Source organism: Rheinheimera maricola, assembly GCF_016918075.2.
GTDB lineage: Bacteria > Pseudomonadota > Gammaproteobacteria > Enterobacterales > Alteromonadaceae > Alishewanella > Alishewanella maricola_A.
Window position 1 is genome coordinate 136,494 of record NZ_JAERPS020000004.1, and the last position, 21,591, is coordinate 158,084.

The 21,591-nt window shown below is 44.5% G+C and carries 25 protein-coding genes; 16 read left to right on the forward strand and 9 right to left on the reverse strand.

Features of this window, described 5'->3' with window-relative positions; all coding sequences use genetic code 11:
* Positions 1 to 103: 103 nt before the first annotated feature.
* Both I4W93_RS11965 and I4W93_RS11970 read right to left on the reverse strand, forming a co-directional pair.
* On the reverse strand, positions 104 to 241 hold the full coding sequence (locus I4W93_RS11965; RefSeq protein WP_224673408.1) for an SRPBCC family protein: 138 nt from the start codon (positions 239 to 241) through the stop codon (positions 104 to 106).
* A gap of 209 nt (positions 242 to 450) precedes the next feature.
* Positions 451 to 672: a DMT family transporter gene (locus tag I4W93_RS11970; protein WP_224673410.1), complete on the reverse strand. Its 222-nt coding sequence runs from the start codon at positions 670 to 672 to the stop codon at positions 451 to 453.
* A gap of 51 nt (positions 673 to 723) precedes the next feature.
* Between I4W93_RS11970 and I4W93_RS11975 the strand changes: the two genes are divergently transcribed.
* The 3 genes from I4W93_RS11975 (at position 724) to I4W93_RS11985 (ending at position 2,070) form a co-directional block, all read left to right on the forward strand.
* Positions 724 to 954: a ribbon-helix-helix domain-containing protein gene (locus I4W93_RS11975; RefSeq protein ID WP_205311556.1), complete on the forward strand. Its 231-nt coding sequence runs from the start codon at positions 724 to 726 to the stop codon at positions 952 to 954.
* A complete protein-coding gene (locus tag I4W93_RS11980; RefSeq protein WP_205311555.1) occupies positions 951 to 1,349 on the forward strand; it encodes a type II toxin-antitoxin system VapC family toxin in 399 nt (132 codons plus the stop codon). Before I4W93_RS11975 ends, I4W93_RS11980 begins: the two co-directional genes overlap by 4 nt.
* Positions 1,350 to 1,446: 97 nt before the next feature.
* Entirely contained in the window at positions 1,447 to 2,070 is a 624-nt protein-coding gene (locus tag I4W93_RS11985) for a LysE family translocator (protein WP_205311554.1), read from the forward strand.
* A gap of 9 nt (positions 2,071 to 2,079) precedes the next feature.
* Here the strand turns inward: I4W93_RS11985 and I4W93_RS11990 are convergent, their stop codons facing one another.
* Together I4W93_RS11990 and I4W93_RS11995 are read right to left on the reverse strand one after the other, a co-directional pair.
* Positions 2,080 to 2,688, reverse strand: coding sequence for a DUF502 domain-containing protein (locus I4W93_RS11990; RefSeq protein ID WP_205311553.1), 609 nt, complete (start codon positions 2,686 to 2,688; stop codon positions 2,080 to 2,082).
* Positions 2,689 to 2,697: 9 nt separating this feature from the next.
* Positions 2,698 to 3,777, reverse strand: a complete 1,080-nt coding sequence (locus I4W93_RS11995; RefSeq protein ID WP_205311552.1) for a DUF2891 domain-containing protein — start codon at positions 3,775 to 3,777, stop codon at positions 2,698 to 2,700.
* A 201-nt stretch (positions 3,778 to 3,978) separates the two neighbouring features.
* Between I4W93_RS11995 and I4W93_RS12000 the strand changes: the two genes are divergently transcribed.
* The 7 genes from I4W93_RS12000 to I4W93_RS20540 all read left to right on the forward strand — a co-directional run bounded on the left by I4W93_RS12000 (position 3,979) and on the right by I4W93_RS20540 (position 12,836).
* Positions 3,979 to 6,210, forward strand: coding sequence for a S46 family peptidase (locus I4W93_RS12000; RefSeq protein WP_205311551.1), 2,232 nt, complete (start codon positions 3,979 to 3,981; stop codon positions 6,208 to 6,210).
* A 268-nt stretch (positions 6,211 to 6,478) separates the two neighbouring features.
* Positions 6,479 to 7,114 (forward strand): PEP-CTERM sorting domain-containing protein, encoded by a 636-nt coding sequence (locus I4W93_RS12005; protein WP_205311550.1) that lies wholly within the window; start codon positions 6,479 to 6,481, stop codon positions 7,112 to 7,114.
* Between the two features lie 303 nt (positions 7,115 to 7,417).
* Positions 7,418 to 8,644, forward strand: coding sequence for a tyrosine-type recombinase/integrase (locus tag I4W93_RS20535; RefSeq protein WP_205311549.1), 1,227 nt, complete (start codon positions 7,418 to 7,420; stop codon positions 8,642 to 8,644).
* A gap of 603 nt (positions 8,645 to 9,247) precedes the next feature.
* Positions 9,248 to 10,087, forward strand: a complete 840-nt coding sequence (locus I4W93_RS12015) for a hypothetical protein (RefSeq protein WP_205311548.1) — start codon at positions 9,248 to 9,250, stop codon at positions 10,085 to 10,087.
* A 233-nt stretch (positions 10,088 to 10,320) separates the two neighbouring features.
* Entirely contained in the window at positions 10,321 to 11,178 is an 858-nt protein-coding gene (locus I4W93_RS12020; RefSeq protein WP_205311547.1) for a restriction endonuclease, read from the forward strand.
* Between the two features lie 146 nt (positions 11,179 to 11,324).
* Positions 11,325 to 11,717 carry a hypothetical protein gene (locus I4W93_RS12025; RefSeq protein ID WP_205311546.1) on the forward strand — a complete coding sequence of 131 codons (393 nt, stop codon included), beginning with the start codon at positions 11,325 to 11,327 and terminating at the stop codon, positions 11,715 to 11,717.
* Between the two features lie 96 nt (positions 11,718 to 11,813).
* Entirely contained in the window at positions 11,814 to 12,836 is a 1,023-nt protein-coding gene (locus I4W93_RS20540; protein ID WP_205311545.1) for a restriction endonuclease, read from the forward strand.
* Positions 12,837 to 13,373: 537 nt separating this feature from the next.
* Here I4W93_RS20540 and I4W93_RS12035 read toward each other — a convergent pair.
* The 3 genes from I4W93_RS12035 to I4W93_RS12045 form a co-directional block, all read right to left on the reverse strand.
* Complete coding sequence (locus I4W93_RS12035) at positions 13,374 to 13,706, reverse strand: hypothetical protein (protein ID WP_205311544.1); 333 nt, start codon at positions 13,704 to 13,706, stop codon at positions 13,374 to 13,376.
* Positions 13,693 to 14,220: a hypothetical protein gene (locus I4W93_RS12040; RefSeq protein WP_205311543.1), complete on the reverse strand. Its 528-nt coding sequence runs from the start codon at positions 14,218 to 14,220 to the stop codon at positions 13,693 to 13,695. Before I4W93_RS12040 ends, I4W93_RS12035 begins: the two co-directional genes overlap by 14 nt.
* A 91-nt stretch (positions 14,221 to 14,311) precedes the next feature.
* Positions 14,312 to 15,025: a hypothetical protein gene (locus I4W93_RS12045; RefSeq protein ID WP_205311542.1), complete on the reverse strand. Its 714-nt coding sequence runs from the start codon at positions 15,023 to 15,025 to the stop codon at positions 14,312 to 14,314.
* Positions 15,026 to 15,341: 316 nt separating this feature from the next.
* Between I4W93_RS12045 and I4W93_RS12050 the strand changes: the two genes are divergently transcribed.
* Positions 15,342 to 16,265 carry a hypothetical protein gene (locus tag I4W93_RS12050; protein ID WP_205311541.1) on the forward strand — a complete coding sequence of 308 codons (924 nt, stop codon included), beginning with the start codon at positions 15,342 to 15,344 and terminating at the stop codon, positions 16,263 to 16,265.
* Between the two features lie 324 nt (positions 16,266 to 16,589).
* Here the strand turns inward: I4W93_RS12050 and I4W93_RS12055 are convergent, their stop codons facing one another.
* A complete protein-coding gene (locus I4W93_RS12055) occupies positions 16,590 to 17,537 on the reverse strand; it encodes a BrxR family helix-turn-helix transcriptional regulator (protein ID WP_205311540.1) in 948 nt (315 codons plus the stop codon).
* 611 nt (positions 17,538 to 18,148) lie between these two features.
* Between I4W93_RS12055 and I4W93_RS12060 the strand changes: the two genes are divergently transcribed.
* The 5 genes from I4W93_RS12060 to I4W93_RS12080 all read left to right on the forward strand — a co-directional run bounded on the left by I4W93_RS12060 (position 18,149) and on the right by I4W93_RS12080 (position 21,114).
* Complete coding sequence (locus I4W93_RS12060) at positions 18,149 to 18,424, forward strand: multiubiquitin domain-containing protein (RefSeq protein ID WP_205311539.1); 276 nt, start codon at positions 18,149 to 18,151, stop codon at positions 18,422 to 18,424.
* Positions 18,399 to 19,589 (forward strand): ThiF family adenylyltransferase, encoded by a 1,191-nt coding sequence (locus tag I4W93_RS12065; protein ID WP_205311538.1) that lies wholly within the window; start codon positions 18,399 to 18,401, stop codon positions 19,587 to 19,589. The genes I4W93_RS12060 and I4W93_RS12065 overlap by 26 nt, the downstream gene beginning before the upstream one ends.
* Entirely contained in the window at positions 19,579 to 19,965 is a 387-nt protein-coding gene (locus tag I4W93_RS20545) for a ubiquitination-like system serine protease family protein (RefSeq protein ID WP_224673413.1), read from the forward strand. The genes I4W93_RS12065 and I4W93_RS20545 overlap by 11 nt, the downstream gene beginning before the upstream one ends.
* Positions 19,966 to 20,056: 91 nt before the next feature.
* Positions 20,057 to 20,539, forward strand: a complete 483-nt coding sequence (locus I4W93_RS12075; RefSeq protein WP_205311537.1) for a hypothetical protein — start codon at positions 20,057 to 20,059, stop codon at positions 20,537 to 20,539.
* A 263-nt stretch (positions 20,540 to 20,802) separates the two neighbouring features.
* Entirely contained in the window at positions 20,803 to 21,114 is a 312-nt protein-coding gene (locus I4W93_RS12080; RefSeq protein WP_205311536.1) for a hypothetical protein, read from the forward strand.
* Positions 21,115 to 21,226: 112 nt separating this feature from the next.
* On the opposite strand, the gene I4W93_RS12085 is transcribed toward I4W93_RS12080, so the two are convergent.
* Complete coding sequence (locus I4W93_RS12085; RefSeq protein ID WP_205311535.1) at positions 21,227 to 21,481, reverse strand: helix-turn-helix domain-containing protein; 255 nt, start codon at positions 21,479 to 21,481, stop codon at positions 21,227 to 21,229.
* Between the last annotated feature and the right edge of the window lie 110 nt (positions 21,482 to 21,591).

Consider the following 21,591-nt stretch of genomic DNA (forward strand, 5'->3'; position numbering starts at 1 on the left):
CGGTGTGAACAAATGCAGTGTAAGGCGATTAGGTTGGGGCGATGTGACGACCGGCCAGACATGTGGCCGGTTAAGTTGTGGCTGGCTGATATAGCCGAGGGTTTCAGGCTTGATCCGGAATTTCCGGCTCTGTTAGCAGGGCCAGCAACTGCAGCGATTCCTGCCAGCCGGCGTAACAAAACTCAACAGGTATCGCCTCTGGTATGCCGCTTTGCTCAATAGTCAGTTCAGTGCCGCACAATACAGGTTTTAACTGGCTGTATCACAGCTTAGTCGAAACAGTGGGGTTAGTTTCGACTACAGGGTGGATTTTTTATTCTCTGGCTAAATTAGCACGAATCAGTAGGGATACCTCAGTGCCGGCTATCTTTCCCACAAGCGGAATAGTACGGCGCTACTGCACTGGTGTTCCAACTGTGCAATGCATTTAGCCAGCTGTTTAGCTCTGACTTAAGTGACCGAGGATAATTTCAGGCCGAGAATACCACTTATAATCAGCAGCAAACTTAATACCTTCACCGTGTTGACGGGTTCTTTCAGGAAAATGACGCCAAAGATCACCGCGCCAACCATACCGATACCCACCCAAACAGTGTAGACAATGCTTAAAGGTAACGAGCGCATAGCAAGGCTAAGGCAATATACTATGTACCTTGCCGGTGTATTATGCATCTTTTAATATGGCAATTATACTTGCACTTATATTTTAAGTCGGAGGTGCTTATGGCGCAAATTACGATTTATCTGGATGACGAGCTAATCCAGCAGGTAAAACAATCTGCGGCTGAAGCGAAGGTATCGCAAAGCCAGTGGATTGCCGATCTTATTCGTCAGCACTGCCACAACGACTGGCCGCAGACAGTGCGTGAAATGGCCGGCACTTGGCAGGTATTTCCACAGCAAGACGAACTACGCGCTGAGCAAGGGGAAGATACACCGCGAGAGCCATTATGAAATACGCGCTGGATACGAATACCCTGATTTACTTTTTCAAAGGCATGGGCAATGTTGCGCCAAAGCTGCTGGCAAAGGCTCCAGGAGATATTTTGCTGCCAGCAGTGGTGTTATATGAGCTGGAAACCGGTATTGCCAAATCCCAGGCTCCGGCGAAGCGGCGTGAGCAACTGAATGAATTGTTGAAGCTAATTCAGATTATTCCGTTTGAAGCCAAAGCTGCCAGAATCGCTGCTGATATACGCGCCGATCTGGAGCAACAAGGTTGTATGATAGGCCCGCTGGATAACCTTATCGCCGCCAGTGCATTAGCCAGCGGAGCCATACTGGTTACGCGCAATACCAGTGAATTCTGCCGAATTTCCGGCTTGATAGTCGAAAACTGGTTTGATTAAACCTCACTACGCTCAGTAGCAGAAAAACCCTGCCAAAAGCCCTTGCTGGCGCTGCTGCAACCGGCCAGAATAGCGCCAGTTTTATGCTGAGGTGGTTATGGTTAATCTGGCCCTGCTGGGTGCGTTTATTCCGACGTTTTTATTTGTCTCGGTGACACCGGGTATGTGCATGACACTGGCGATGACGTTGGGCATGAGCCAGGGCGTGCGCCGTACTTTGTGGATGATGTGGGGCGAAATGCTGGGCGTGGCGTTGGTAGCAATACTGGCGGTATGCGGCGTGGCGGCGATAATGCTGCAATTTCCGGCCGTGTTTCAATGGTTTAAAATTGCCGGTGCCTGCTATCTGGGCTATATAGGCCTGCAAATGTGGCGGGCGAAAGGCAAGCTGGCACTACCTAAACCCGGCGATCTGCCTGCGCGGCTGGCAAGGCGCACCTTGTTTAGTCAGGGGTTTGTTACCGCCGTGTCTAACCCCAAGGGTTGGGCCTTTCATATGGCGCTGTTGCCGCCCTTTATCGATAGCCAACTGGCGTTCTGGCCACAGTTGCTGGTGCTGGTAGTGATTATTATCTTACTGGAATTTGGCTCTATGCTGCTATACGCCAGCGGCGGCAAAGCCTTGGCGCTGTTTTTTGCTAAAGCCAACCGGGTGCAATATTTAAACCGCATCGGCGCCAGCCTGATGTTTGGCGTAGCGCTATGGATGCTGCTGGGCTAAGAGCTTAAGTTACTGAGTCTTGCCCGGGGCTTTATTGCTACCCAAGCCAGCACTTAGCGTCAGTTGCAATGCCTCAGCCGGTTTCATATCAAGGTTACGGGTGCAGCTGCGCGGCACGACTATGGTGTAACCGCCGACGTTATAAGCCATTGGAATAAACACCGCCAGCTGCTCGTCCTGCATCAGCGAAGACATGCGATCATTTGTCTGGCCGCCTTGTTTGGTAATAATGCCAATCAATTCAATTTCAGTGCCGGGTAGCTTTACCATAACCACTGAGCCATCGGCAAAGTTTTTACCCGACATCAGCTCGATAATATCCTGCAACATGCCATAAATCTGGCTGGTGCCGGGCAGTTTAAGCATAATTTTGCCGGGTAATTGCCATAGCCAGTTAAAGCCTGACCAACGCGTGCTGTAACCAATAACAATACACAGCAGCATAAAACCCAATATTGCCATGCCGGGTAAATACCAGCTGGCGGGTAATGCAAGTTGGAACAACGGTGCCAGGCTGGTTTCAACCAGTTGCAGTAACCAACGTAGCAGCTCAATGGTAATAATCAGCGGCAGCACTATGGCCAGGCCGGTTAACAGGCTTTTGACGATAATTCTCATAGGTTTCCTTTACGGCTTAGCGCTGTTAAGCGCATGAATGGCAAAACTGCCCAGCCAGTGGCCGCCTTCGTAGCTATCGCCAATCAGATTTGGGTAAGAGTGCGCCAGATGCTGGTCGGCAATTTTACCTAAATGCGTATACTGCGGGTACTGCCTGGCCAGGGCATACAGGTTCCAGGCGCGGCTGAAGTTTAAACCATCTAAATGTACTAACTTGCCGTCGGTGCGGTCGCTAACTTTACCTACCGCCAGGCTGTATTGCGGGTTGGCCAGCTGCGGCATAAAGCCGTTAAGCCAGGGTAAGAATTGCTCTGCGGGTAAAATGCGCTGCATCAGGCCGATCTCTTCCAAACAGGGGGAGATAAAATCGTAACCGCTTGGTTCCCAGCTGATAGGGCAGTTTTTGTCTTGCAGAAAATAGTCTTTTGCCCGTTGGGTAATTAACTGCTGTAGCGCAGTGTGTTTGCGGTTCACCGCGTAATCGTAAGCGAAACTTAAGCCAAAGGCAGTATTGGTGTGTTCACCCACCCGCACCGGATATAACAACCGGGGTAAAAAGCTGATATAACGTTCAACAAGCAGATCGGCCAATGGCTCTAAGTTGGCGGCCAGTTGCGCTGCCATCGGGTCTTGCCAGCTATGCAATTCATCTGACAATTTCAACAGCCAGGCCCAGCCGTACGTGCGCTCGAACGAGGCATTAATGTCTCTGCTGAAAAACGCCACCTCCTGCGCCACCTTATCTGCCGTTAAATTGCGCTGCAGTATGGCTTTGATTGCGTCGGCTTGTTCAAGCTCAGGAAATTGGCGCAGTAAGGTAACCAGCGACCAGTAGCCGTGTGCCGCACTGTGCCAGTCGAAGCAGCCGTAAAAGATCGGGTGTACTACTGATGGCGGTTGTAAATCGGCTGCACTGGCCAGCACTGCCCCGGTTTTATACGGGTAGGGAGTTTCAACGCAGTGCAGCGGCAGGCTTACCAGCTTATTGGCTTCGGTCAGGTTAAGTGTATGGCTGTTTTGTGCCGCAGCGTTGCCGGCCAGGCAAGCAGATAACAGCAGCGTATTGATTAGTAGCGATTTTAATTGCATTACGACACCTTGAAACCAGGTTGTAAGGGTAAGCCAGATTAACGCAATTCGGCCGCACTGTCTGCGCCGGATAACCACAGTTTAACGTGAAAGCACTGCACCAAGCCGATCGTGGTTGCATGGTCGCCCTGAACGTGGATAATTCGACCGGCGTAATAACAATAACCAAAATCTATGATAACCAGAATCTATGGGAACACGATGAAAACACCTTACCTGTTAATTGCAGCAGCACTAAGCATAAGCTTTGCTGCAACGGCTGATGAAGGCCAATGGCAACCGCATCAGTTGGCACAATTGCAAGCTGAACTCACTGCCAAGGGCATTGAGATCCCCGGTAAGCAGCTGGCCGATTTAAGCCAATACCCGATGAATGCTATGGTAAGTTTGGGCTACTGCTCAGCGTCTTTTGTCTCGCCCAATGGTCTGGTAGTAACCAACCATCACTGTGCTTATAACGCTATTCAAAATAACTCAACCAAAGACAATAACCTGATTGAAAAAGGCTTTTTGGCGAAAACCAAAGCAGAGGAGTTACCAGCCGGTGCGCAGGAGCGGTTGTATATTACCGAGTCTGTTACCGATGTAACAGCACAGGTATCGGCTAATTTAGCGCCAGAGCTAACCGGTGCGGCGCGCTATGAGGCGATTGAGAGTAATCGTAAAGCGTTGATCAAGAGCTGTGAATCTGATGCCAATTACCGTTGCTCGGTGGTTAGCTTTCATCATGGTTTAGAGTATTTCCAGATTAAACAGCTTATGTTGCAAGATGTGCGCTTGGTGTACGCACCAAGCGAGTCCATTGGCAATTTTGGTGGCGACATAGATAACTTTGAATACCCACGCCATACCGGTGATTACACCTTTATCCGCGGTTACGTGGGCAAAGACGGTAAACCTGCACCTTATGCTATCGACAACGTGCCATATCAGAGTAAAAACTTCCTCAAAGTAAATGCCACTGGCGTGCGTCAGGGTGAGGGTATTTTACTGGCTGGTTATCCAGGCCGTACCAGCCGCTATCGTTTGGCAGATGAAATTGCCTTTGCTGCCAACTGGCAGTACCCCGCACAGGTTAAAACTTATCAGCAAATGATTAATACGATTGACCAATTAAGCGCAGCAGATGCGGATCTGAAAGTAAAATATGCCTCGACTGTGAAAAGCCTTAACAACCGAATGAAAAAACTGCAGGGCCTACTCGATGGTTTTAAGGTAACGGATATTCACGCTATAAAACAGCAGCAACAGCAGGCGTTGCTCGATTGGATTAGCAGCGACAGCAGCCGTAAGCCTTATCAGCAAAGTATTGTTGAGTTGACGCAAGTAATTGACGCTGAACAGGCTTTCACCCGGCAAACCTATTATTTTGATAATGCCAAACGCAGTGATGTCTTAAGGGCGGCGATGACCTTATACCGGTTGGCGATAGAAAGCCAAAAGCCGGACGCTGAGCGAGAGATGGGCTATCAGCAACGTGACTTAAATATGATTGAAAGCCGCTTAGTCCGGATGGAAAAAAGCTTTGATCCGGTAATGGATCTAGCTATTTGGTCGGAGCAATTGGCAGAATATCTGGCCCAACCGAATGAGGTGCGGGTAGTAGAGTTAGATAGCGCCCTGGAGCTTAGTGTCGGTATGAGTCTGGCTGATATCAATGCGAAACTGGCTGCGTTATATCCGCGAAGCGGGTTAACCAACACTGCCGGCCGTAAAGCCTGGTTGAGTAAAACCCCGGCTGAGTTTGCGCAAAGCAACGACCCTTTTATTAAAGTTGCCGTGGCGATTTATGAAAAAAACAAAGCGCTTGAGCTGGAAGAAAAGACCATCAGTGGCCAATTGTCGCAAATGCGTCCTGCGTATATGCAGGCGGTTATTGCCTACAACAATGCCCAGGGAAAGCCGGTTTACCCGGATGCGAATAGCACACTGCGTATAACTTACGGTTCGGTAGACGGTTATCCAGCAAAAGATGGTGTGTATAAAACTCCGTTTACATCGGTTAAGGGGCTGATTGCCAAACGTCAGCCAGAGTATCCGTTTAACGCACCGCAAAAACTGGTAGATGCCTACAATAATGGCAAGACTAGCGGCTATTTCTACCAGGATTTGGCGGCTAAAACAGAGCTGCCCTGGCATTGCAAACTATTTAGCTGCCCACAACCAGAGGTAGAAGCGTTTAATTCGGTGCCGGTAAACTTTTTAACCAGTGCAGATACCACCGGCGGTAACTCAGGTTCGGCGGTAATGAACGGCAAAGGTGAGCTGGTAGGGTTAAACTTTGACTCTACCTATGAATCTATCAACAAAGATTGGTATTTCAATCCTGAAATTACCCGTGCGATACATGTTGATATCCGTTATGTGCTGTGGCTAATGCAGTACGTAGATGGCGCACAGAACGTACTGGACGAAATGGATATTGTCAGATAACCCGGAGGGTTAGTTGCTGGGCTTTATGTCGCGAAAAGCACTATAAATGACAGTTGACTGGAATGTAACTGTCTAGTTTTTTTACAGTTCATGCATTGCTTAGAGTGTAACTTACTGAAAATGTTGAGCTGGAATGTTTTTTGCTTGTGTTTTTCTACTTGTGAGTAACTTTTGGTTCTAACAAGGTATATTAGGAAAATAATCATCTTCGGATAAATAAATATTACCTACAACATCAGCAAATAAACTTCATATATAGGACAGTGTTATGCAAAGGATAATTCAAGCAATTTCGTTTGTGTTGTTAACTTCAGTTAGCATGGCAGCACAAGCCACACCCATTTTAGGCTTTATCATTGATGGTGATACCTGGACACAGGGGTTCTCTATCACCAATTCATCTGATGGTGGTGAGTTTGTTACCCGCTTTCAGTTAGATATTAGTGCCACTGGTACTTGTTTTGATACATTGCAGTTCCCTGGTGACAATATCAGCCCTTGTAGCTTTACCGGCAGTTCTGCAGTGCCTTTTACCCCGCAAGGTGGCACTGGCGCAACAACCGGGCTAGTTGGCCTACCAGTCTTTGCAGACGGCGCGACCTTGTTAGATTTGTTCTTCACTGATTTTAACCCGGGTGAAATGTTCCGCTGGGCTATTGATGTTGACTTTAACAACGGAGCTTCAACAGTGTTAGGCAATCAGCTGATTGGCGCCCTGGCAACAATCGATTTTTCTGACGGTCAACGTTTGTTAGGTATACTGTCAGCAGTGCCAGGCAATACTGATGCGTCACAATTTGTCGTAACGGGCATCACTAGCACACCATCTGACATTCCAGCACCATCAACGCTGGCGCTGTTAGGTTTGTGTATTGCTGGATTGGCGTTTCGCAGAAAAGCGTAAGCTGGTGCGATAGCTTCAATTGTGAAAACCCGCGGCTGATGCGGGTTTTTTATTAGCTATCGAAAAAATACAGTTTTATTCCAGCACTGCTATTGTCGGCAACAAACAGTAACTTGTCGTTGCGGTATGCCAATGCTAGAGAAAGATAAAACGAAATTAAGCTAAATGATTGTAAGGAATGGTGGCCCCAGCTGGAGAGCCTTGGGACGGTTTTAAAGGGCTGTGGGCAGGTCGAAACCTTCAGAAAATCAGCGTTTACACCTCCTTTTTACACTTTAATCTTAGTGTCATAAGGAGTGTCACGTGAAAATTTTATCGTCTACTTTTCCGTTCACGGAGAAAAAAATTTCCGACGTTTTGCCTGAGTGTAAAACCCGTCGTTACACCGATAAACACTTGCCAAATCTCAAATTGGTGGTTACACCAAAAGGCAGCAAAACGTACTATGCCATGTACAAGGTGGCAGGGCAAGCTCGCTCAGTTAAAGTTGGCTTTGCTAATGAGGTATCTTTAACTGATGCCAGAGCAAGAGTTGTAGAGTTGGTTAACTCTGAAAAAGAGAAGCGACACCGGACTTTCTTGCCGCCCGATCTGAAAAAGCTGCAAACATTAGAGCGTTTATCTGGCTTCACCGTACAAGATGCCTACCGTGCCTACTACGACAACCATTTAAAACATCGTAAAACCTCAGGTAACCGGCAGCATGCTCTGCACCACACGTACACTAATTATCTGCAACCGATGCTGGGTAAGTTAGATATTACGGAACTAAACCGGAAATGGCTGGCAAAGTGTCTGAAAAATATCTTTTTAGCTAAGGGCTATACCATTCATAACAAGTGCGTCACCGTGCTAAAAGCCATGTTTAATTATTGCTTAGTGTACGAAGATAACTATGCGCTGGAGTTTAACCCCGCATCCCTGTTGAAGAAGGAAACAGGGGTTGTCAGAAGCCGTTATTTGTCGATGCCGGAAATCGTAAATCTGCTTACTGAACTCAATACACTAAATCATCCGGTATTCACGGATCTGTTTAAAATGGCACTGTTTACCGGAGCGAGAATTGGTAATGTTAAGTCCATGCGTTGGGATGAAATAGACTTTAACAATGCCACCTGGATAGTTCCAGCCATTAAAACCAAGACAAATAAAACCTACCATTTGCCGTTAACTGCCCAGGCTATAGAAATACTCAGCAATCGTTACCAACAACGTTCAGAAAGCCCTTTTGTGTTCACAAGTAATCGCTCTGCAAGCGGTCATGTTATGGGAGGCGATGCTATCTGGAAAAAGGTGATTACAAGTGCCGGTTTGTATTCGAAGAATAAGGATATCCGGATTAGAAAACATGACCTGCGACGCACCTTTGCGTCACTGCAGGCACTGAAGGGCGTTGATATAAATACCATCAGTAAAACGCTGGGACATACCGATATTAAACACACTCAGATATACGCGCAAATCGATAGCATTAAATCTAAAGCGGCTATCGATCTTGCGTTTGGTGACCTGCCATTAAACTGCAAATAGCGCAGCGTATAGGTTACTTTTTCTAACAGAAAAGGTAATAAAACGTTTATGCAATAAACCAGCAAAACGCGGAATAGGAGAGCGGCGAATGCCGTTTTCCTATGAAGCAGGCGCATGTACGGCTGGCCCGTACCACCCCCGAAATCGTTTTGCGCCCAAGCGCAAAATTTAGGGGGATACCCGATAGGGGAGACACCTAAACCCCGACCGTTTCGTCAGAAACGGCTGGTGAGGTGCAGCCGGGACAAATGCGCAGCATTCGGCGAACCCACACCGCGAATTTCGGGGGTGGTACGGGGCAACGCCCCGGTACATGCGCCTGGTGTTCTGACGGGCTAGCGCCAAAGGCGCGTAAAGCCAATCCGGCCTCGAGAGGCCAGGAGTGGCGGGCACGGCAGAGCACATGGCTAACCGGCAAGGGCCGGTTGGTCATCCTGCACAGCAGGTTTGGCTTGCGATAATCATCGCAAGTGGCATAACAAGCGGGGCTGCACAGCATCTGGCAATGAAAATACGCAGCAATTAAGCCTAAATTGCACAAATTTGCTTAAAGCGGAGATACCTATTTCTGACATTAACATTCAGAAACAGGAGTAATAAAGTATGTCCACAGACATTACTGAACAGTACCAACGGTACTTCGCTGTCGATATGCAATATCGACATGGCAGCAATAACCAGCAAATCGGCAAAGCCCGCCGTGAATACACCCTTAAAATAGTCGGGCGCTTTGGCATGACAATTCCACTGATAATCGCATGGCTGTATGGCATGTCAAAAGCACAGGCATTAGTGCATTTAAATAAGCTGGTGCAGCAAGAACTGCTGGAGGTAGTACCAACCCATCGCTCGCCCGATGAGCGGGTTTATATCCTTAGCCGCAGTGGGGCGCTGTATGCGGAAGAACTCACCGGCATACCCATTTATTTTCGCTCCACATCGCAGCCCGAATTACGGGTAAACCTGAATACGCTGTACCACGATTTAATCATGCAGTTCATCATTCTTCTCGGCATGCCGCAAAGCAGTACCGGCAGCACTCACAGCCAGGATATCTGGAGCGGCTTTATAACAGACATAGAAGTACGTCGCTTAAGTAAGGCCGGGCATTGGCGCAATGTGGATGCAATTGTGCAGGAGAGTGATGGCAGCATTACTGCAGTAGAAATGGAGCATTCGTTTAAGCAGTTGCCTACACGCAAAAACATCCTGCTGCAGTACCTGCAAGATTTAAATAACGGCCACTACCGAAAAGTGATGCTGTTTTCGCAGAAAGTTGAAGTACTAAACGACATGAAGCGCATCAATTTCAACATCATGGAGTTTTTACTGGCTACTAAAAGCGCCGAACGCATTACCGAGCAGGATGCAGCCAAACTGCAACAAACGCTGGTATACCGCACTAAATATTGTGAGGAAATAAGGCAGCGTTTTTATGGTTAGTCTTGATTAGACCCAATACTTTCAGATAGTCAGTACTTTACGAATTGCAGCCTCCTGGCTGCTTAGAGCCACAAGCGGAAATCACATTTTCGCAAACGTAAATTACATTTGTACTTATAGGTCTTTGCTAGGTCACAACATGAGGTGTAATCTTCAATACGTTAGTTTGCAAGCATGAGCAAATATATCTTTAAAAATAAGGTAAGTTGTCGAACAAGCGTTGAGGAATGCAAGTGTCTAGTCTTACTCACATAGAAAAGCAAAAACTTGAGCGAGAGCTGGGAATGGGCGGAGGCTATGTTCTCAACTTCTCGAACAGGACATTCGATGATTTTTTTCGAGAAGTTGTAGGCGTAAATATCTACGATCAACGTTTTGATAACGGATCTGGCTCCAAAGCTCAACGTATGCGTGCTTTTTGGGATCTCGCAACTGTCGCACAATTAGTAATGCTTCTTGAAGGGCTGGTAGAGGCGTGGGAAATATACTCTGATGCTCGAATATCAAATACCACACGGGACTTGCTGGAAAATATTATTCTACGATTAACCGGCAAAGAAAAATCTCCAAATCCAGCCAAATCTGCTGCAACACAAAGTCTCGATGAATCTGTGTCCAATGTTCTTATGCAGAAACTCATCAAGCTTTCAGAGTTGCAGCCACAAGCACGTGGTTATGAGTTTGAACGCTTTCTTAAAGAATTATTCGAAGTTTATGGATTAGCACCCAGAGCATCTTTCCGGATGGTAGGGGAGCAGATCGATGGTAGTTTTCAGCTTCAAAATGAAACATACCTTTTGGAGGCAAAGTGGCAAAATGCCCCAATCGGCGCAGGTGATTTACACACATTTGAAGGTAAGCTCGGAGAAAAAGCCTCTTGGTCACGTGGACTATTTGTGAGTATCAGCGGACTCACCCAGGATGGCCTAAATGCATTTGGGCGTGGTAAGAGAGTTGTGTGTATGGATGGATTCGACTTGTATGAGATATTAAGGCTTCGTATGTCATTTGAGGCAACTGTGGCAGCAAAAGTCAGGAGAGCCGCAGAAACCGGAAGGCCTTTTGTTTCTGTTCGAGAGTTGAGCCTGTGACTTAAGGTGGTAAAAACTGATAATGCAGACTCCCAAACGCGCATAACCGAGGGGCTACTTTTTTATGGAGCAGAACAACTTAAATAGTTTTGCTGTTACATCAACTAATGCGATCAAACTTAGAAAACAATTGTAAAGGGAATTACGTGTCAAAGACTAAAAGAAAATTATTAAGTAGCAATGACTTAACCATGTTATACAAACTCACGAATCCTAAAATTGTAGACAAACCCATTTTACACGTAGTTATTCGACCTCATGATGGGGAATGGTCCATTGAAGATTCGCATATATTAAGAGGTTATGCTGGTTGTCAACGAAGCCTTGAAGATAAAGTGGATAGATATGATTCAAGAAACCTTTGGCCTAGCCAATGTGAGCTAGGAATTGGGGTTTATGTAAATGGGAACCTCAGCCAAGTATTGGTCGCTAAAAATCTAGGACACAATTCAGTGTCAAATCAAGCAAGCTCTTTACCATTAGATGATATTCTTAGCGTGTTAGGCTTAACAAGAAATGACATTTACAAACGCGATTAATTCACATCTAACAGACTGTTCAAAGGAGATACGCAACGCATTGCATTTTACTATGCGTTGGTTTTCTATGGGTAAGGACAGTGTAAAAGGAGTTTTGTGGGAACTTGGGTAACAACCAATACAGGTTTTAGATCTTTTTTGAGCGATAGGATTGGTTATAAATCTGGATTAGCTCTGAATAATACAGAGATGATAGAGCTACTAGATAGTAATGACCCGCTTATCGGCATTTTCAAAAGTCAGAATGAAGAACTTGTCCGAATTCGAACTAATTACATTGAAGATACTTTTCAAATAATGCTGTATCGCTTAGGGGTCACAACTAAAGAATTCGTGGGACACGCTCCGACCTTGCTCGACTTGGAATTCATGCACTCTCCAAGCAAGAGGCTTTTGTTTAGAAAAGTATTAAAGCTGCTTGGAGAGACTCATTTCGGTCAAGGCAAGAAATCAATATTCGATGAGTTCGATGAAGATTCATATTACAAAAGTATTCGAGTGGATTTGGGTGTCGAAGCGTTGGCGATTGCACGAAGGTTAGTTAGTTTAACTAAGGAAAGCGAAGAAGCAAGCCCTTGGGATTGGCTCTCAGCAAGAGTTACTGAATGGCATTCACCAATTGAACTTAAACAATTATTCGAAAGTGAATCGCTCGATGCTATGTATGGCACCTTTCTGGATCAAAGATATATCAACTATTTAGCTAGCAATTCCGACAAGCTATCTACGATGCACTGGAGAAAGTTTGAAGCTCTTACTGCTGAGTACTTTGAGAGAAAAGGTTATAAAGTTCAGATTGGAGAAGGAAGGAATGATGGTGGTATTGATGTAAGGGTCTGGAGCAAAGACTTGGAATTTTATCAACCACCAGTGCAGCTCATTCAATGTAAGCGAACAAAATCGAAGATAGATAAAGTCTTAGTTAAATCGCTCTGGGCAGATGTGGTGAATGAGAACGCAAAAGGTGGACTAATTGTTACGACTTCCTCTTTTTCACCAGGGGCTATTGAAGTCTGCAAGGTCAGAAACTATCCCATTCGAGAGGCCAACAGAAAAACTGTAATTGAATGGCTAAACGAATTAAGAAAAATTGGAAAAGGGGTTTTTATGGGTGAATAATTCACCTAACAAAGAGCGGCGTTAATGTTTGCTTTTCGCTGTGAGTTCAATCGGTCGATGCAACAACGCCAGCACTAAGCTGGCGTTATCACGGCGCGTCCTTGCGCCATTATAGAGTCCTTTCACCGGTCATGACCTGACCCGGCGTCCCATCCGGGAGCATACTTGTGCAATTACACGCAGACGTTATGCCGCGTGCTACCCGCATGATGCTGCCCCTGCACCATGCTCGCTCAGGTTTAACGGCCGTGGGCACAACCTTCTAATGCCTTTTGGCGATAGATGGGGGGTATTTATGAAGACGCATAATGATGGCCTTAACCTTAATTAGTTAACGGGTAGGCAAATTTTGAAGGCTCAGTGAAAAATAATTGTGCAGTTATCGTCTGCCGTTTAGTTAGACGAGGAGTACAGCTTGTTAAGTCGGGGCCTGATTATAAACAGGTAACTCAATCCACCAGAGATAACAATGCCAACTGCGGTCAGTAGTAAATAAAGCCCTACGCTCATGGCATTGCTCCGTTTATAAATGGTGCGTTAAATCGTACTGTAGATAATTGCTGTTTTCCAACGTGCTTTTACTGACACCAGACAGCCATACCCCTTTAATTCGGTGATATCCAGGTTATGCTTTGCAGAGCCAAGCACTTTCTTCAGCCAGCCCTTTGTGAGAGTGCTTGAGGCACCAAGCAAATCAGAAATCAGCTTCTTCATATTGGCATTGCACTTCGCACCAGCGTCAATCATCTCTTCAACAACTGCTACTGTCTTTTCATTGAAGCCGCTTTTATAGGCTTTTATAGAGCTATCTTCACCAATCATCGCGATGATGACTTCGTACAACCGATCCTTTTCGTTAGTTTTTAGCATTTAATCCTCCTTTGATTAAACCAGTGAATTCCTTTTTGCTCATACCCATTGAGTGAACAGTTAGAATAAAATCGCTGTTGGCGGGTTTAACCACAAAAGCCAGGCAGTTTGTTTCTTTGCATAAGCTGTATAGTTTCCCGCTATTGATGTCGTGTATTTCCAATGCAGAGAGGTCATAGTTGTAATTCACTTCCTCGCTACTATTCTCGAATAGCTTTGCAGTTTCGGGGGGCAAGTTTGTCAGTGGGGTGCGGTTTAACAAGTAATCAGGATACTGCTGGATATTAAAACTCTGTGGCAGGTTTTCTGAATCAACAGACAGCAACCTACCTGATATCAGTTGATTATTAGCAGTTTTTACGGATAACTCGTCGCTTGAGAACACCGTTGCTCCATCCATCAGCGACTGCCGTAGAGTGAGTTTAAAATCCGCGCCAAATGATAAAGTGGTATCAGCATTTACTGAGCAAGCGCTCAATAGCACCGCCAGTATCCCTGTGATATATGTTTTCATAATGCATCCTTATCTGAATACCTTATGATGCATTATGGTCAACTAAATGTAAATTTAATTATGGTTTTTTTAGCTTGTTAGAAAACGAATGTCATTTTCGCCAGATTAGCCAGGATGAAACGCCTATAAACACAACAAAGGCAATACCAAACCAGGAGAAGTGCTGATGAAAGTCTTTATCAACAGTCACTGTGTTTTGTTTTGCTTCGTTAGGCGGGTTAGAGGGGGTGGAAGTATACACTGGCATGGTTTCATAGTGGGGCTGCTGTTGAATAGGTGGGGGGGCAGAACCTGAAACTCCAGCCGTTAGTGGGGTGAAATTTAATGATTGCCACATCTGATCAAACCGCTTACGTTGCTCACTTTTATGGTCAGCACATTTTACGAAATCTGCTTCCGACAAGTTTTTCTGCCGACACTGCTTTGGCACTTGATAGTACTGGCTCCAAGCTGCGGCTTTATCGCCTTTGAAAATATGGTTGGTGGCAGACCAGTCCGGCATGTTTTGTTGTGTCGTACTTGAGTGCGTCGAATTTGACCGTGGGGCAGTAGGATGCTCCCCACTATTTGAGACTTTCGCTTCGTTTTCAAACGGGGATGAGCAATGCTGCCCAATCAACTGAAATAACTCGCGATCACGCTTGTTCAGCCAATTACCTTCTGCAACACCATACCCCTGATTCATCCTTTTACGGATCTGCTCTTTTTGTGCCTTTAGACCATCACATTGTGCTTCAGAGTATTGTGTAGCCGCTGAAAGCAACGAGGAAGTAAGTAGTGTTGTTATAAGAAATATCCGTTTCATTTATACGTCGCTGCATCCAATACAGGTACTGCATGGTAACTATTTCACGTCTGTTTGGCCAACTTAATATTTCAACTTTTTTCGCAAAAAGGTCATCCTTATTGCTGCCTAAGATTAGATTTAATTGTTGTATTTTTATTCAACACCTTGACCTCTACTACTAGAAGGTCGTTGAAGGAGTTACCTATGTTTGTTTCAAATACATTGATCAGATGTATTTTTAAGTTATTGTAGTTTATGAAGATGCGGTGTGGTGTTTTGCAGAATCTACCCACCGAAAAAACACAAAACTGTGCCGACTGTCTGGAGGGCAATTATGGAAGAGAGTAGTCATCGAATAGCCTATGCCCTTCACATGATAAAAAAGTGGGTGTACGGAAGAGATGAGCGGGACATACTAGAGCGAGATGGAGAGCCCGTGACACCGGAAGAATTTAGTCTTTCTATGAAGGGCAAAATATTTTGCCCTGTTTGCACTACGCCTCTATCAAGATCTCCAGATACGGCATCCATTACAACAAATAGTAGGGCAGCCCATTTTAAACATAAGCCCACTTACTCGAAAATACCATGTCGATTAAAAACCAAGAAAAAGGAAGGTTTATCATATAAAAACGAAGAGGAAGCTTCAAAAGCTGTTGAAGATAAAGCTTTAGTAATTGTGTCTGACTGGATGAGCCATCCACCAACAGAAGACTATGATATTGATGAAAATGGAGAGTTTAACCAAACAGCAATAGAAGACGAGGACGGCCCTGAAACAGACATTACAATCGGCAGGCATAATGGCCGAGAGTTCAAGCTGCCAAGCAAAATTTCAAGTGTCACTGCTTTATGTCGGGATTTTGATAAAAATCTGCACAGAGGTTATCACTTCCCTGATTCGGCATTTCCAATGTTACTATCAGATATGCTCTTTGATACTGATCGCATAACAGCAGATACGGATGGAAAAAAACGTCTATTTTTCGGCAAGGTGGTTGGATATCGTAGGTTAGCTAAGCGAAACATAATCTACATCAAAAACGGGAGTTTTGGTGAGTTTAAGATATACACATGGCCTAAATTTGATGAACGAAAGCATATTAATGCTGAGTCGGTAGGTCGCTACATACTATTTCACTCAAGTCTTGCTTGGGAAGGTAGTATTCCTCGATGTTTTGTAGATAGTTGGGGGCAATATAGTTTGCTTCCTCAAAAATATGAGAAGCACCTTATTCGTCTTAAAAGAAGAATTTAGAAAGACAAACCACATCAAATGCTTTTCGATGGAGGTTTAGCCAATTGCTAAGTGCATGCGACAGCGGTGTTATAGTCCGTTACTCGCACAATTGGCGTCAGTATCAGGAAATTAGGGTGTTAAGTTAAGGACTAATACTATACCGCTTTTCTTAATTTCCAGTGTTCGAACTCGAATACAGCATCAATCGGTAATACACCCTAATAATAAATGTTACCGTCTTTAATCGTTTTCCCCTTGACCTGAGGGATTAACTTGCCATGGCTTTGCTTAGGCTAGTTCAGTAGTTCAGTATTATCAAGACATTATCTAGGATCTGGTTGATTAGGAGTATGGCTTAAATACATGCTCCATGCACTTCAAGTGTCTAAACATGGAAGAGTTTTTGAGAATAAAATTGTAACGTGATCCTCTCTTATCTGCTTTAATTTCCTCTTCCGAGCGGACATCTATACTCCATTGCTCTTTAAGATAATAGAAAAGCACAGCACGAACCGAGACTGATAACTGGTTTGTAGAAGAGTCCACACCGTACTCGTGAATTAGAACAGACTTTTTTTTGAAATCGTTATGAATACTAGGATGAATTTCAAGTATAACTGGAATAATGGTCTGCCAATCAGCATCACTCTGGATCGTTTGGTGTCTCTTCGCAAAACTTTGAGGCGCTTCAGTTACTGAACTAACCCTTGAGAAATTAAAGGATCTAAAGTCACCGTCAGGCGTTGAGTCGCTAATGCTGAATGCTCTAAACATCCAGGAGATCCCATCGTAAAATATGGCAGTGGGATAAAGAGTCCTATCATCATGAACTTTACTGGAATGTGAAAGGTACTTACATACGATAGCGCTTTTGTTGCTAATTGCTCTTGTGACTTTTGCAACTAGATTTACGTCTAGTTTTTTTGGCATAAAACCAACCCGCTCATACGGCAAGGTTGGCGTAACATTAAACTTTCCTTTATTAAAGCCATTAGCAAGCATCCCAAGAGCATTCTCAGCGTCATAATTAAGCAGCGGATTAAAGCTGCTGAATTTAATAACATTTTTAGCCTCTTTGTGGACATATTCAACATTATCTTGTCTATATTCCCGATAGTCAGAAATTGCTGCCGAAGCTGATGCCACCTTAATACCAAAGAAGTCAGTGAGATCTTGTCGTGTAAGGCTTCCCTTAAACATAAGCAAGAAATCTATATATGCTAAGCGATCTGTTTTTGAAACGTTGCCCACTTCGTCGAGCAACTGTTCGTAGGTATATACTTTGTCCATAACCTTCCCTCTTGTCTGCACTAATACTAACGTTTTTTTTCAAACTGGCAAGAGTGAAAAAAATATTTGCAAAGATCTATTGATCATTGTGGCAGATCTAAATATTATACGTGGTGTAGCTCAGTTTTTGAGCTTGGTTGCGGTAAGTCAACGTTTTTACTAACCGCATATATCATCAATGAAGTTAATAGGAGGCCTTATGGCTACTAACGGAAAACCTGGTGACAACAGAAGGCACGGTGCTGTTCGCGACCGTTCACAAACTCAAACGCCTAGTGGGCATTGGGTAAAAAGAGACGCAGAAACTGGGCGGTTCATGGATGTGAAGACATCTGATAAAGAACCGTACAAGGGAGTAAGAAAAGAAAAAAGGCAATAGCGTAAAGCGATTGCCTTCATGTGAAACGTGAAAGCAGCTGTTAGCACAGAAGCTTTCAGGCTCAAGTGAGAGGACTTTGGCCTCATCAGATAGCCTTACATCTTGGCGGATGTCTTAAAAGCATATCTGGTGATGTTTCACATGGCAAGTAATTCCTCCATATACCACTTTGCAGTGCGATTTTCGCAATACTGCAGCGAAGCACAATGTTAATTAATTGGAGGGCATTGTCATGAATGACAATCCACAAAGTAATAAAGCACATGATCAAGACAAAACCTTCGACATTATAGTCAACGGGCGACTTAAAACAGTTACCAATAAGTTTCTGTCGTTTATTGATGTGGTCAAACTAGCGTTTGGTGAATATATCGAGAACGGTAACCGGATTTACACAATGACGTTCAAGAAGGGAGCCGACAAACATGAGGGCACTCTCGTTCTGGGGGAGGAAGTTCGGATTAAATCGGGGGTGATCTTTAATGTCACATCAACTGATAAGTCTTAACGCTGACTTGCTGCAACTCCAAAACGAGGGGTATGAGCTGGAAATTTTCATCAAACAAAGTTCGGCTTTTGCTTTAGTGCATAATGTGCCATATGTATCTGCCGGACCGGAAATAAAGCGCGGCACATTAGTGTCTACGCTCTTATTACAAGGTGAAAAGACGAGCAAACCTACTGACCATGTTATGTATTTTGTTGGTGATGATCCTTGTGATAAAGATGGGAATATCTTACAGCAAATTCAACATGCAATTGGTAAGACCGAATTGGCTCCAGGTTTTTTTACAGACCGGTCATTTTCGAACAAACCTAGTGGTGGATACAGTGACTATCATCACAAGTTTACGCAATATATAAGGTTGTTGTCTCACCCAGCAAAGTCTTTAGACTCATCGGCTACTGCTGAAACGTTTAAACCTATAGAGACATCAAGCGACGAGCAAATATTCGAGTACCTTGATACTAATGCTACTCGCTGTGGGATTGCTGCATTGTCGTCTAACTTTCAGAAATACAAGGTAGGTATCGTAGGTTTAGGAGGCACTGGTAGTTATATTCTGGACTTTGTTGCAAAAACACCAGTTGCCGAAATTCATTTGTTTGATGGAGATAAATACTCTCAACACAATGCGTTTAGAAGTCCTGGAGCAACTTCGCTTGCACAGTTAGTCCAGTCCCCATATAAAGCTGAGTACTTTAAAGAGTTATATGGCCGCTTACATCGGGGTATACGCGCACATGTCTCATATATTCATGATGCGAACCTTTCATTACTGGAAGATATGAACTTTGTATTTATCAGTATCGATAACGGGGAAATAAAAAGGATGCTTTTTGACTATTTACTGTCAAAAGACATCCCATTTATCGACGTAGGTTTGGGAGTTGAAAACGCTGAAGGGAAGCTATCTGGTATAATTAGAACCACTTATGTGACGACACAGTGCTCAGATCATGTTGATAAGTGTGTATCCATGGAAAGTGCGAGAGGCGATCTATATTCGACGAATATTCAGATTGCAGAACTTAATGCTTTCAATGCAGTTATGGCAGTTATTAAATGGAAAAAGCATCTTGGTTTTTACCACGATTTCAATTTTGAAATAAATTCTACATACACCATCGACGCACATATGCTTTTGGGAGAAGAGCCCAATGCAGCATAAGTTTGTTGAGTTCATACCTGATGAGTTGGCTTCAGACATCCTGTACATCTCATTGGATTACGGTTCTGCTGTTCACAAATGTGGATGTGGTTGTGGAGAGGAGATTGTAACTCCTCTTTCACCTACGGATTGGAAAATTACTTTCAATGGGGAGACTGTTTCCTTGCATCCATCGGTTGGGAACTGGTCTCTTCCATGTCAGTCACATTATCTGATAAAAGAAAACCAGATTGTCTGGTGCGGGAAATGGTCTAAGAAGCAGATCCAGTCAGGACGGCACGCCGACTCAGTCATAAAACAAAAGTTCTTCAAACAGAGGCTGTCAAAATGGCAAAGTATTCTTAGTTGGATTTCCAGAAGATTGGGATTACGGTGAAAAGAGTAATTGTGTTTGATGACCGAATATCGTCGTTAGACGGCGATATTCTCAACATTTTGGATTACCACTAAAATCACAAGGAGTCATTGTGCAACAAATTCATGAGCGAGTAATTGTAACGAATGATCTATCGTGCATGAGAGGAAATGATACGGTTGCCGTTGTCCACGCTTGTAAAAGTCCCTGCCACCAAGGAGCTGTAGGCTATCGAGGTAAATTGCCAAGTACACACCCAAATTACTTGGTTCTTGAACAAGAAAACGATCTGTATCTCAATATTATCGATCCGCCCGTACCTTTGTTTATGCCACCACTGTTTTCTGCTTTTTTAGAGTTTTCCATTAAGCATTGGGGGCAAGGTAAACAGCTTCTAATCCACTGCAATCAAGGTGAATCGAGGGCTCCTTCGTTAGCGATGCTATTTTTAGCGAAGGGTCTTTCTGTTATCCCGGATACATCGTATGAAGCGGCCAGAATCGAATTTGAAAAGCTTTATCCAAGATATAACCCAGGAAAAGGTATCGAAATGTATTTTTCCATAAACTGGACGCGCCTTGGAAGTGACTTTTAGCAAGGCCAGCCAGAGGCAAATCAAACCCTCAAATTTGTTCTTGGTTATGTCTCCTCTGCTGACAAGGCTAGCACCTGCAATACGTTCTAATGAATCGTAACTAATCACCTGAAATCTTACACCTCGTTTTATTAACCCTTTGAAAAACCGCTTGCTATTCGATCGAAAATAATTAAGTTCGGGAAAATGCTTCAGCTTGGTAGCGTTAAACACTGCTGACAAGCCGGGCTGAATTTTGGCATTTAAACGATAAGGAAAAAGTTATGAGTTTTTATAGTTGGTTTAGCGGGCTGTTTGATGACGGCTCTGTCCGGTTTGATTCTGTGACGGATTCAGTGTCTGAGCAGCTTGAAGTTAACCCGGCAAGCGGATTGCTGATGGTTGGTGGTATCGGTGGCGTTGATTCAGACGGCAACCCTTATGGCACCGATAACAGTACCCCTATTAGTTGTGACTTCATAGTCACCGGCCTTGACGATCACAGCAGTTGTTCAACAATGGATATGTTCGACAGCGGCTCTTCAAATTCCTTCGATGATTCTTACAGCACCGGTTCTAGCTTTGATAGCTGGTAGCCGCTCAGAGCAGAGGATAGACAGATGAATGAGTATTTGTGGTTAATTCCGATCTTACTGTTAACGGTTGGGCTGGTGGTACTGGTGTACAAAAGCACCAGGAAAAAGCAGCTTAGGAATTAGCGGGAGTACTTTGTGCGGGAAGCATAAGACGGTAGCCCTCGACGGGATCTAACTTCAGGGCTTTGCAATAGTTGATAAATTCAAGCACATCCAGCGAGATGTCGCATTTCTCAACTTTAACCACCCAGGAATGACTGTGCCCCATCAATTCGGCGAATTGGCGCACCGTCAGGCCCTGCTGCTTGCGGGCAGCAGCTAACCATTTGATGGCACTTTGATATCTGGGGTCATGGATTGTTTTCATGAGCGCACAGTAATCTGCATATAAAAATGTTCCAAAAAGGAACCAAATGGGTAGAATTAACCCTTCCCAAAGCCGGGGACATTCGCGTTGTGGCATGGGTTAAATAAAAA